Here is an 11,960-nt window from a genome sequence, read left to right on the forward strand (position 1 = left end):
GCAGGGCGGCACGTCCGTCTTCCCCGGCTCCGGACGCTCAGTTCAGGGAGCGGACCGGGGCCCTCCAGGCGGCTCCGCGCTCCGCCTCGCTCGCGTATTGCTCCAGTTGGAGCGCCCGGTGGGCCACGGTGTGTTCGGCCAGGACCCTCGCTCGGGCTCGCATGCCCAGTTGGCGCCGGTCCGCTTCTGGCATCGCGAGCAGGTAGCGCAGCACGTCCTGCTCCGTGCGGGCGACCATCACCTCTTCGCCCAGCGCGAAAAGGTCCTCCAGCCCCGGCCAGGCGTCGCAGATCAACGCCGCTCCGCAGGCGGCGGCTTCGAACAGGTTCGCTCCCGACGTGTGCTCGGCCTGGGAGAGGGCCAGCGTGAAGCGCTGCGCACCGAGGAAGCCCGCGTGCTCCTGGAGGGACGGGGCCGCGAGCCTCGCCACATTGGCGGGCCAGGCGGCATCCACCGCCGACAGCGTGCCCGCGAGCACGAAGCGCCCCTCGGACCAGCCTCGCGCGGCGCCCAGCAGCCACTGCTTCATGAGCCCCCGCCGCTCCGGCGACGCCGGCCCCGCGTACCCCAGGTCCCAGCGCGTCCGGCCGCTTCCGGGCGCGAAGTGCTCCGCGTCCACTCCCGGCGGGAACACGCGCGCGCGGGCCACGCCCCACTTGCGCTCCAACTGACGGGGCACCGGGCCCCCACTGGAGCAGAGATAGAGCCGGTAGCCCGTGAAGAGGTCCGGCGTCATGCAGGCGGGGTCCTCGCGCAGGGCGTGCCGCGCCAGCGTCCGGGGCGTGTCCCGGTCCCAGAAGACGGTGAGGCCCCTCGCCGTGTTCGTGGCCCAGCGGCTCACGTCCGCGACCTGCGGCACGTCCGCGTCCACCAGCACCAGGTCCGCGCGGCGCACCCTCGAATGGAAGCGCGCGTGGAGGTCCGCCAGATCCAGATACGATTCCTCCCCGCGTGCCGTGCGCTCCAGGAAGAGGACCGCGTGTCCGCGCCGCCGGAGCGCCTGCGCGAGCTGTCTCGGGGCCGTGGCCGCCTGTGCTTCGGCGGGGGCCCGGCACACGGGGCCCAGGAAGACGATGTCCATCCACTCGGGCCTCCTCACGCCCCCAGCCCGGCGGACGGAGGGCGCCCCGCGCGCGGCATGCCCCAGGGCTATCGCTCCCTGCCCGGGGCGGACAAGCGAGCAGGCCTCGTGCCGCGTGAACTCCTCAACGGCACGGCCGGCGTCCAGCCCGCGCGTGCCATGAGGACGTCCGCGAGTGGACCGTGCCCCTGCCCCGGAAGCCAGAGCGACCCTGGCTACTTCGTCGCGGGCGCGGCCTGCGTCGGAGGCGTGTTGCCCGCCGGGGTCGCCGCGGGCTTCGCGGCGCCACCCTTGCGCAGGGGACACGCGGCGATGGCGCCCGAGACGTCGATGGCGTCCTTGCCCTCGCTCACGTTGAGGACCTTGCGATCATCGCCCACGACGAACGTGTAGCGCTTGGACACCGTCAGCACCGGCATCTTCACGTCGTACGCGCCCACCACCTTGCCGTCCGGATCCGGGATGAACACGAAGGGCGCCTTCAGCTCCGTCTTGAAGCGCGCCAGCGTCTCCGCGTCGTCCGTGGAGAAGGCCAGCACCTGGCCCTGCGCCTGCTCGATGTCCTTGTAGCGGTCGCGGTACGCGGTCAGCTCCTTCGTGCAGCCGCTGGTGAACGCCTTGGGGAAGAAGGCCACGATGACGGGCCCCTTCTTCACCATCTCCGACAGCGTGTAGGTCGTCCCCGCGGTGTCCTTCACCGTGAAGTCCGGGGCGGTGTCACCCACCTGGGGAATCGCTGCGCTGAGCCATCCGACGACGAGCAGGGAGTTGAGCATGCCCGGGACTTAACGGGCCCCGGACACCGCGACAAGCTCCCAGACTCCCCAGGCTCCTACGACGAGGCCATGCGGGCCCACACGGCGGCGGCGGCCTCGCGCGACTGCTCGGCCACCACCGTGGGGTTCACCGACAGCGGCCTGCGCGCCCACACGCGCCACACGCCGTCCACCATCACCGCCTCCACGTGGCGGCTGCCCAGCCCGTGCACCACGTGCCACGCCAGCGTCTCCGCGGTCAGCGGCGTGGGCGACAGGTAGTCCAACACCAGCAGGTCCGCGAGCGCGCCCTCGCGCATGGGGCCGATGGCCGCCTCGAACACCTGCGACGCCAGCCGGTGGCCGTTGGCCAGGTAGCGCAGCACGTCGATGGGCTGCCCCGCCTCGCGCGAGCGCAGGTACGCCGCCTGCGCCTCCGCGAACAGGTCCGGCGACGTGCCGTCCGTCCCCAGCGACGCGCGCGCCCCGAACTTCAGCGCGGGCGCGTAGCCCACCTCCTGGCCCTGGTTGGAGCGCGGCGTGTGCAGGAACCACGTCCCCGTGGCCAGCACCTGCGCCAGGTCCGCCCACGCCAGGTGGCCCACGTGCGCCGCCATGGCGCGGGGCGACAGCAGGTTGCTGGTGAGCAGCCGCGTCACCGGCGAGTTGCCGTGGCGCTCGGTGGACAGCCGCTCGTCCAGCGGGTCCTCCGCGAGCGGGAAGTGCAGGCCGGTACCGGTGGTGTTGAGCGCCTCGCCCAGGCCCTGGAGCGCGTCGTCGCCCAGGGTGAAACAGGGGCCCGCGCCCACCTGTCCCCGGAAGCGGCCCCGGGCCTTGCGCGCGAAGCTGACCGTCTCCTCCAGCCCCTCCTCGCGGCCCACCGCGCCCATGCGGTCCGTCACCGCGTAGGACAGCACGCCGCGAACGCCCACCTCATGGAGGCCGCGCGCCGCGCGCAGGAGCGAGCCCGTCACCGCCTTGGGCGAGGCGTGCAAATCGAACAGGGTGGTGGTGCCGCACTGGATGGACTCCAGGCCGCCCGCGGTGGCGGCCACCTGCACCGCGTCCAGGTCCAGCGCGTTCTCGAAGGGCCAGCGCACCTGCTCCAGCATCCCCTGGTAGGACGTGGGCGTCGGATGGACCAGGCCGCGCGACAGCACGGTCGCCAGCCGGTGGTGGGCGTTGACGAGCCCCGGGAAGACGAGCTTGCCGGACAGCGCGACCACCTCGTCGTCGGGGCCGGGCGACAGGTCCTCGCCCCGCGCCACGATGCGCTCACCTTCGATGCGCAGGTCCACCCGCTCCACGGACGCAGGTTCCAGCTCGACGACGAAACCACCCTTGAGGACGGTGCCCAACATCCCTCCCTGCATCCGCGACGGTACGCGAGGTTCGTGAAGGCGGCCCCCTCCCCTTAGGGGTCACGCGTGAGGCCGGGGACGTTAGCACTCCCGGCCCGTCCTCCGTCATCGGCTCCACACATCCGTTCACCCACACCCGTCGTCCCGGCCGGTCCAATACGGTGGGCATGCGCCGGGCGACTGACGCCAGGCAGGCAGGCGGCGCGTCATGACGTTGGGCGCCGGGGGCGCGGGCCCGTACACTGCGGCCACCTTGGTGTCGGAACCCGGCGTTTCCTGGGCAGGCCGCTACCGCTTGAGCGCGCGCATCGCGACGGGCGGCATGGCGGAGGTGTATCTGGCGCGCGCCATCGGCCTGGACGGGCAGCGCGGTCCGGCCGTGGCGGTGAAGCGGCTGATGCCGCACCTGGTCGCGGACCGGCGCATCGTGCAGATGTTCCTCAACGAGGCGCGCATCACCGCGCAGGTGCGCCACCCCAACGTGGTGTCCATCCTGGAGCTGGGCATGGAGGGCGGGGAGCCCTTCATCGCCATGGAGCTGTTGGAAGGACGCTCGTTCGCGGAGGTGCGGCAGGAGGCCGCCGAGCGCGGCCAGCGCGTGCCCCTGGGCATCACCCTGCGCGTGCTGGTGGATGCGTGCCGGGGGCTGGATGCCGCGCACCGCGCCGTGGACGAGGCGGGCCGGCCGCTGAAGATCGTCCACCGCGACTTCACGCCGGACAACATCCACGTCGGGGCGAACGGCGCGGTGAAGGTCATCGACTTCGGCATCGCGAAGGCGGACGCGATGGGGGCGGGGACGGAGCCGGGGACGCTGAAGGGGAAGTTCTTCTACATGTCGCCGGAGATGATCGCCGGCCGCAGCGTGGACCACCGCGCGGACCTGTTCGCCGCGGGGGTGATGCTCTACGAGCAGCTGTGCGGCCGGCGGCCCTTCACCGGCATGTCCACCGAGGAGGTGCTCACGCGCATCTCCGAAGGAAAGCCGAAGCCGCCCACCGCGTTCGACCCGTCCGTGCCGCAGGCGCTGGAGACGGTGTGTCTCAAGGCGCTCGCGAAGGACCCGGAGGCGCGCTTCGACAGCCTGCAGACGTTCATCGCCGCCATCGAGATGCTGGGCGGGCCCGCGGAGGTCGCCGCGCCGGCGCAGGTGGCCGCGTACCTGGACACGTTGTTTCCGCCGGACCGCGACCCCAAGCGGCTGGCGCTGCGCAACGCGAGGCTCGCGGATCCGTCCAATTCGGGCGCGGATGGAGCCCCCGGCATGGACGTGCTCCCGCCGTTCGGCGTGCAGGGCATCCCGTCCTGGCCCGTGCCTCCGCCGGACATCGCTCCGCCGGCCTCACGTCCCCTTCCGCCCGTGGGCACCCACACCGTGTCGATTCGCGGCGCGACCCGGCCCGTGACGGCGGAGATTCCGGCATCGACTCCGGGCAACCCGGCGAAGGGCTCCGCTGGCATCCAGGCCCCGGTGTCCCAGAGCCCGGTGTCCGCTCGCGAGCCTGCGTCGCGTGGCGCTCCCCGGTCGCGCAGGGCGCTGGCCATTGTCGCGGGTGTGCTCGCGCTGGGCGGACTGGGCGCGGGGGCCACATGGTACCTGCGGCGTCCGGACATGCCGCCACCCGCGAGGATCGCCGCCGCCGAGGCCGCGACGACGGCGGAGGCGAAGGTGTCCGCGCTGGACGGGCTGGGCCAGGACGTGCGCGCCACGGCCGGGGAGCTGGCTCGCGCGGGCACGCTGCTGCTCGACGCGGGCGCCCACCCGCAGGCCCTGGCGCTGGCGGAGGCCTATACCTCGCGCTTCCCGAAGGAGGCGGAGGCGCACCTGCTCGCCGCGCGCGCCGCCACCGAGCTGCGCATGGGCAAGCGCGCGGAACGCGCCATCGAAGAGGCCACCGCCCTGGCCCCCAAGGATGTCCGCGCGCCGCTGGCCCTGGCCGACCTGCGGGCCCGCCAGGGGGATGTGCCGGGTGCGCTGACCGCGCTCGCGAAGGCGTACGCGCAGGCGCCGGGCTCCGCCAAGGTCGCCCCCCGCTACGGCCAGCTCCTGTCCCAGGGAGGCCGGCTGGACGAGGCCGCCACCGTGCTGTCCGCCTGGACGCGCCAGCACGACGACGCCGAGTCCCTGGCGGAGCTGGGCTTCGTGCGCTTCCGGCAGGAGAAGCTGGACGACGCCACCGCCCTGCTCAAGCGCGCGCAGCGCAAGGCCCCCTCGCTCGCGGTGGCCCACTCCTACCTGGGGGCCGTCCTCTTCCGGCAGGGCGACCTGCGCGGCGCCGAGCGCGAGTACCGGGAGGCCGAGCGTCTGGCCCCGGACGATCCCCGCGCCCTCACCGCGCGTTGCCAACTGCACGTCCACGAAGGCGATACCGCCGGGGTGGCGGAGGTGAAACGTACGCTGGCGGAAAGGTTCCCGGACCGGGCGGTGGCGCTCGCGGCGGAGTGCGGCACCGGGACCTAGCTTCCCGCATGCGCCTTCGCTTCCTCGCCTTCGCGGCGTCCTGCCTGCTGACCGCCACCGCGTGCGGCGCCAGCGCCTCGCCGGATGACGGCACCGGCGACCCGCCCGGCACCGGGACGGAGCGTCCGTCCATTCCGTCCGGGGACGTGGCCCCCGCGGACCGCACGGCCTGCTCGGGCTTGACCGTGATGCCCGGCACCTACGACTGGACGGTCGAGCACGGCGGCAAGACCCGCGCCTTCCGCGTCCACGTCCCTGCCGGCTACGACGCCACGAAGCCCACGCCCGTCGTCCTCAGCTTCCACGGCTTCGGCTCCACGGAGCAGGAGCAGGAGGCGCTGACCGGCTTCTCCACCCTGGCCGACGCGGAGGGCTTCATCGCGGTGTACCCGCGCGGCCTCAACTTCCCGGAGATCTACGGCCGGGGCGAGGCGGACACGCGGGGCTGGAATGGCGAGGCGTGCTGTGGCCCGGCGCAGATCGCCAACGTGGACGACGTGGGCTTCGTGGACGCGCTGCTCGCGGACCTGGACACCCGCGTGTGCACCGACCCGCGCCGCGTCTTCGCCAATGGCTTCTCCAACGGGGGGTTCTTCTCCTACCGGCTGGCCTGTGAGCGCGCCCAGCGCATCGCCGCCATCGCGCCCGTGTCCGGCATGGAGGGCGTGACGGACTGCCGCCCGTCGCGTCCCGTCCCCGTGCTCCATTTCCACGGCAGCGCTGACGAGACCATCTTCTACGACGGAGGCAGCAACGTGCTCGGCGGCAGGCCCTACCCTTCCGCTTCGGAGTCCGTGCGCCGCTTCGCGGAGTTCAACGGCTGCACCGGGCCCCAGCAGCAGACGTATCAGCAGGGCAACAGCACCTGTGTGGCGTATACGGGCTGCCAGCCGGAGAGCGCCACCGCGAGCCTGTGCACCGTCACCGGCGGCAAGCATGCGTGGCCCGGCCAGCCCTTCTACAATGGCGGCACGACGGACCTGGACGCGACCCTTCAGATGTGGCGCTTCTTCCAGGCGCGTCCCCGCCCTTGAAGGAGGCAGGCCACGCAGCCCCGCGTACTCATCATCAACGCCGATGACCTGGGCTACGACCCGGGCATCACCCGGGGCATCCTCCAGGCACTGCGCGAGGGTGTCGTCTCCTCCGCCACCCTGCTGGTGAACGCACCGGACTCCGAGTCCGCCGCGAGACAGGCCCGGGGGCTCGCCATCGGGTTGCACCTGAACCTGGACCGGGGCGCCCCCGTGGCCACTGGTTTTCCGCGCGAGTGGCGCACCGTGGAGGGAGGCCTCGACGGAAGCCGCGTGGACGGGCTGCCCGCGGACGTGGTGGAGGCGGAGGCGCTCGCGCAGTTGGAGCGGCTGGAACGGCTGCTGGGCCAGGCCGCCACGCACCTGGACGTGCACAAGCACCTGCACCGGCATCCCCAGGTCCTGGAGGGACTGTCACGCGTCGCGAGGCGCGCGGGCCTGCCGGTGCGCTCCATCGACGCGGACATGCGCGACGCGCTGCGGGCCCGGGGCGTGGCCACGAACGACCACTTCGTGGGCGAGTCTGGCGAAACGGCGTACTGGACGCCGGAGCGCTTCGCCCAGGCGCTGAAGGCACTGCCCACCGAAGGCGTCACCGAATGGATGTGCCACCCGGGCCACCTGCCCGAGCTCGTCACCACGCGCTATGCCGCGCAGCGTGAGGTGGAGCGGGCCACCTTCGTGGACGCCCGCGCGCGTGAGGCCCTGGAACAAGCGGGAGTGAGCCCCACGGACTACCGCGTCCTCCGCGCGGGCAGCTTCACACGGGCGTGACGAGCGGCAGCTCCGACTCCACGGGTGTCAGCGTCCGGCGCTTCTCTCGCGTCAGCACGGTGCGCACGCCCGCGAGCAGCTCCTCCGGGCGGTACCGCCGGGGACACAGCGCGGCGTTCTCCTGCGCCCACCACGGCCGCTCATCCCCCGCCAGCAGGATGGGCACCGGCCTGGCGCGCGGAAGCGTGGCGAAGGTCTCCAGGAAGCTGCCCACCGCGGACTGCGTGGCGCTCGTGGACAGGACGATGAGGTCCACCGGCAGGTGCGTCGCCTTGCGCAGGGCCTCCGCGCCGCTCTGCACCGTGAAGACCTCGAAGCCCTCGGCTCGCAGGGTGCGCTCCGCCGTGGCCTCCTGATTCGAGTCCTCGTCCAACACCAGCACGCGCCGGGGCAGCCTGCGCACCTCGTGCGCGGGCATGCGCGGCAGATCCAGCAGGAACGTGGAGCCTTCGCCCTCGCGGCTGCGGAGCGCCAGCGCGCCGCCGTGCATCTTCACGATGGAGTGGCTGATGAACAGGCCCAGCCCCAGCCCGCCGAAGTTGCGGTGCGACACGTTGCGCGCCCGGTAGAAGCGCTGGAACACCAGCGCCTGATCCGCCCCCGGAATCCCGATGCCGTGGTCCTGCACCTGGATGCGCGCGGACTCCGCCGTGCGCCCCACCCTCACCGCGATGGGCGCCCCCGCCGGGCTGTACTTGTGCGCGTTCTCCAGCAGGTTCACCAGCACCTGCTCCAGCCTGTCCCTGTCGCCCAGGACCCAGACGCCGTCGTGCGGCACGTCCACCGTGAAGGGGCGCTCGAAGGCGTGGCGGAAGTGGTCCACCACCTCCGCCACCAGCTGCCCCACCTCCAGCGGCGACGAGTCCAGCGCCAGCCGGCCCAGCTCCAGACGGCTTGCGTCCAGCAGGTCCTCGACCAGCCCGGCGAGCCGGTCCACCTGCCGCTTGGACTTGAGCACGCTCGCGAGCGACACCGGCTGCCCCGCGGCGATGCGGCGCTCCATGGAGTACAGGCCCAGCTTCAGCGGCGTGAGCGGCGTCTTCAGCTCGTGCGACGCGATGGACATGAACTCCTCGCGCACGCGCAGGGCGGACTGGGCCTCGCGCAAGAGCCGCGCGTTCTCCACAGCCACCGCGAGCTGGCTGGCCGCCGCGCTCCACATCTCCAGTTCGCGCACGGAGAAGGACGCGCCCTGTTCCTTGTAGATGAGCAGCAGCCCCACCGTGCGGCGCGGCGCGCACAACGGCACCGCCGCGAACACGGAGCCCACCGCGTCGCCGTAGCCGCGCTGGATGCCCAACTGCGGCTGGCGCAGGGCCAGGGCCTGACGGTAGGGGTCCTCGGACGGGTCGAACGCGTCCTGCGGCGCGTCCAGGCCCTCCAGGTCCGACACCGCCATGCGCTTGAGCGTCGCGTCGTCCTCCTCGTAGAGGAACACCTCCGCGCGCCGCACCTGCGCGCACCGCACCAGCGACACCACGGCGGCCGAGCAGACGCGGTCGACCTCCAGCGACTCACCCACCGCGCGGGCAATCTCCCGCACGGCCTGTGAAAACGCGCCCTCGTCGTCCACGCCGGACGGCTCCACCACCAGCCACGCCCCGGCCGTGCCGTTCGTGTGGGTGGGCTTCACCTGCACACGCACCTGCCGCAGCGTGCGGGTGATGACGTGGCCGGAGTGCGCCCGGTGCTCGCGGATGGCGCGCTCCAGGGCGTCCAGGCTGCGGCCCGGCTCCAGGGCCTCCAGCAGGGTGCTGCCCGGAGAGAGCGTCACGCCCGTCTTGGCCGCGAAGCCCTCCTCGCACCATTGGACGCGCAGGTCGGGCCCCACGCGCATGAGCGCTTGGGGCAGGCACGAGAGGACATCCTCGACGTCATTGGGTGGCAGCATGAGGGGCGGGACGCGCTCGCAACAGGGGTCGCCGGAGGGAGATAGGAATCCCCGAGCATGATCGCCAACCACCCCCGGACGTTCTCCTGTCCCAGGGGGTCGCGGCACGTTGGAACCCGAACAGAGCCGGCGCCGGGCAGCCAGGGAGGCGACATCGTGCAGGGCGGTGACACGCGCCGAACGTGTGCTACACGACAGCGCATGCCCTCTCAGCCGTCCAAGGAAATCCAGACCTTCCCCAACCCCGCCGCCGATCGCGACTACGAGATCGCCTTCGACGTGCCGGAGTTCACCTGCCTGTGCCCGCTCACCGGCCAGCCGGACTTCGCGCGCTTCACCATCAAGTACGTGCCGGATCAGCTCTGCGTGGAGCTCAAGAGCCTGAAGATGTACATGTGGTCCTACCGCAATGAAGGCGCCTTCCACGAGAAGGTGACCAACACCATCGCGGACGACATCATCAAGGCCATCCAGCCGCGCAAGCTCACGGTGGTGGGCGACTTCTTCGTGCGCGGCGGCATCGGGACCATCGTCACCGTCACGCACGACAAGAAGAAGCAGGCCTGAGCCGCCGTGCCTCTCAGCGGGTGAGCTGCTCCAGGAGCGGCGCCCACTGGGAGTGGGACAGGTAGAGGCCGGTGCCCGCCGCCGCGACGCCGGCGGTGAGCGCGGCCAGCACCCACTTGAGCTTGCCCGGCGCGCGCGTGGGCTTCTTCGTGGCGAAGACGTCCAGCACGCCCAGCTCCTGCTGGGTGAGGTGGGCCAGGGCCTCCGTCTCCGTGAGCTTCTCGCGGTAGCGCAGGAAGGCCACGAGCAGCGCGGGGTGGGACACGCGCACCTCGTGGGCGAGGAACAGGTCCAGCTCGCGGCGCATGGCCGCGGCGTCCGGGAAGCGGGCCTCCGGCTTCACCGACAGCGCGCGCTTCACGATGCGCGCGAGCGGCGGCGGCACGTTCGGCGCCACCTTCTGGAGCGGCGTGAACTTGCCGTCGCGGATGCGGGCGAAGACCTCGCCGGCCGTCTTGCCCACGAAGGGGCGGGTGCCGGAGAGGGCCTCGTAGAGCAGCACGCCCAGGGAGAAGATGTCGGTCCGCGCGTCGATGGGCGCGCCAGTCACCTGCTCCGGGGACATGTACGACGGCGTGCCCACGGCCATGCCCTGCTGCGTGAGGGCTTCGAGGCTCACGTCCTTGGCGATGCCGAAGTCCATGAGCTTCACCTCACCGGACTTGGTGAGCATGACGTTCGCGGGCTTCAGGTCGCGGTGGATGATGCGGCGGAAGTGCGCGTGGTCGAGGGCGCTGGCGATGCGCGCGCCGATGACGGCGGCGACGTCCGGGGGCAGCGGGCCGTCCTTGATGAGGCCGTGGAGCGTGGGGCCGTCCACGTACTCCATGACCATGAAGAGGCTGTCGTTCTTCTCCACAAGGTCATAGAGCGTGACGATGTTCTGGTGGCGGAAGGCGGCGAGTGCCAGGGCCTCCCGGCGGAAGCGCGACAGGGCCTCCTGGTCGCGCTGGCCCTCGGGGAGCAGCTCCTTGATGGCGACCTCGCGCTGAAGCAGCTCATGCAGGCCGCGATACACCAACGCCATGCCGCCCCGGCCCAGCTCGCCGAGCACGCGGCAGGCGCCAATCTTGCGGTGACGGATCCTCTCACTCTTCTCTGCGGCGGCGACGGTCACGGGTCGCAGGGTATCGATTCACGTCTCATGCGTCGATGGGCCCTCCCTGGCCGGGTGGGTTCGCACAGGTGTGATGGAAAGGCGCGGTGTCGCTGTCTCGCGCCAGGGGGCCTACCTGGGGTGGCGCGACTGACGGGAGGGAGACACGGGGCTGCGACGCGGGCCGCATGGATGGCCTGCCTCACGGAGCGCTCCGTCTCCCGTTCCCCTCCGCCCTGCACCGCCCCACGGGCGTTCCCATGCTTCTTCCATTCAACGTGCCTGGGAGGACGCCATGACGGAACGGGACGCATACATCCAGAAGATGGAGGCCGAGCAGCGCGAGGCGACCGCTCGCTTCCGTGAAATCGAAGCCCAGGCGGACCTGGCCGACAGCGAGGACACGCTGGATGTCCTCACCGGCGCCCGTGCCTTCAACGACGACGTCAACCGCGAGCTCCAGGCGCTCCGCCGCGCCGACGAGCGCGACTGGGAACGCCTCAAGTCCGGCGCGGAGAAGGCCCGTGGCCGCTTCCGCGAGCACCTGGACCACGCCGGCACCCGGTGGGAGGCGCTCCGTGAAGGCTACCAGCGCCAGCGCGAGGCCGAGCTGAAGGAGCTGGGCGCGCAGATGGACGGCTGGATCGCCGCCCACAAGCGCACCCGGGCCGAGGACTCGCTGCTCACCCGCGAGGAGCTGGACTTCATCACGCGCGGCCTGAAGACCTCCGGCGAGATGCTCAAGAACCTGCGCCACGCGCGCGGGCATGTCTGGAAGACGGCCCGCGATCAGTACGAGGCCAACTGGCGCGAGCTGCAGGAACGCTCCCGCCGCATCCGCGCGGACGGCGCCCAGGAGGAGGCCGGCGCCTCCCCCTCCTGAGACCCCATCTTCACCAACGCCACACGGCTGTCACACGACTACGCTAGGAACCGCCCC

10 protein-coding genes are annotated in these 11,960 nt (G+C 72.1%); 5 read left to right on the top strand and 5 right to left on the bottom strand.

All coding sequences use genetic code 11. The annotated features are described in order from the left end of the window. Positions 1 to 37: 37 nt before the first annotated feature. From ACX114_RS34545 to ACX114_RS34555, 3 genes are all read right to left on the bottom strand, one after another. Positions 38 to 1,081 (bottom strand): CgeB family protein, encoded by a 1,044-nt coding sequence (locus ACX114_RS34545; RefSeq protein ID WP_459291596.1) that lies wholly within the window; start codon positions 1,079 to 1,081, stop codon positions 38 to 40. 215 nt (positions 1,082 to 1,296) lie between these two features. Next, on the bottom strand, positions 1,297 to 1,857 hold the full coding sequence (locus tag ACX114_RS34550) for a peroxiredoxin family protein (RefSeq protein WP_459291597.1): 561 nt from the start codon (positions 1,855 to 1,857) through the stop codon (positions 1,297 to 1,299). A 56-nt stretch (positions 1,858 to 1,913) separates the two neighbouring features. Further along, complete coding sequence (locus ACX114_RS34555) at positions 1,914 to 3,194, bottom strand: amidohydrolase family protein (RefSeq protein ID WP_459300347.1); 1,281 nt, start codon at positions 3,192 to 3,194, stop codon at positions 1,914 to 1,916. A gap of 325 nt (positions 3,195 to 3,519) precedes the next feature. On the opposite strand from ACX114_RS34555, the gene ACX114_RS34560 reads away from it, so the two are divergent. From ACX114_RS34560 to ACX114_RS34570, 3 genes are read left to right on the top strand one after another with little or no spacing between them, the layout of a single operon-like run. Beyond that, positions 3,520 to 5,658 carry a protein kinase domain-containing protein gene (locus tag ACX114_RS34560; protein WP_459300349.1) on the top strand — a complete coding sequence of 713 codons (2,139 nt, stop codon included), beginning with the start codon at positions 3,520 to 3,522 and terminating at the stop codon, positions 5,656 to 5,658. A gap of 8 nt (positions 5,659 to 5,666) precedes the next feature. Then, positions 5,667 to 6,692 carry an extracellular catalytic domain type 1 short-chain-length polyhydroxyalkanoate depolymerase gene (locus ACX114_RS34565; RefSeq protein WP_459291598.1) on the top strand — a complete coding sequence of 342 codons (1,026 nt, stop codon included), beginning with the start codon at positions 5,667 to 5,669 and terminating at the stop codon, positions 6,690 to 6,692. A 33-nt stretch (positions 6,693 to 6,725) separates the two neighbouring features. Beyond that, entirely contained in the window at positions 6,726 to 7,466 is a 741-nt protein-coding gene (locus tag ACX114_RS34570) for a carbohydrate deacetylase (RefSeq protein WP_459300351.1), read from the top strand. Here ACX114_RS34570 and ACX114_RS34575 read toward each other — a convergent pair. After that, positions 7,453 to 9,357 carry an ATP-binding response regulator gene (locus ACX114_RS34575; RefSeq protein WP_459291599.1) on the bottom strand — a complete coding sequence of 635 codons (1,905 nt, stop codon included), beginning with the start codon at positions 9,355 to 9,357 and terminating at the stop codon, positions 7,453 to 7,455. The genes ACX114_RS34570 and ACX114_RS34575 overlap by 14 nt on opposite strands. A 201-nt stretch (positions 9,358 to 9,558) precedes the next feature. Between ACX114_RS34575 and queF the strand changes: the two genes are divergently transcribed. Beyond that, entirely contained in the window at positions 9,559 to 9,924 is a 366-nt protein-coding gene (queF, locus tag ACX114_RS34580) for a preQ(1) synthase (RefSeq protein WP_043322193.1), read from the top strand. A 13-nt stretch (positions 9,925 to 9,937) separates the two neighbouring features. Here the strand turns inward: queF and ACX114_RS34585 are convergent, their stop codons facing one another. After that, positions 9,938 to 10,951, bottom strand: coding sequence for a serine/threonine-protein kinase (locus ACX114_RS34585; RefSeq protein WP_459300353.1), 1,014 nt, complete (start codon positions 10,949 to 10,951; stop codon positions 9,938 to 9,940). 364 nt (positions 10,952 to 11,315) lie between these two features. Here ACX114_RS34585 and ACX114_RS34590 point away from each other — a divergent pair, with 364 nt between their 5' ends. Continuing rightward, a complete protein-coding gene (locus tag ACX114_RS34590; RefSeq protein WP_459291600.1) occupies positions 11,316 to 11,903 on the top strand; it encodes a sll1863 family stress response protein in 588 nt (195 codons plus the stop codon). Positions 11,904 to 11,960: the final 57 nt, after the last annotated feature.

Source organism: Corallococcus sp. M7, from assembly GCF_054512695.1.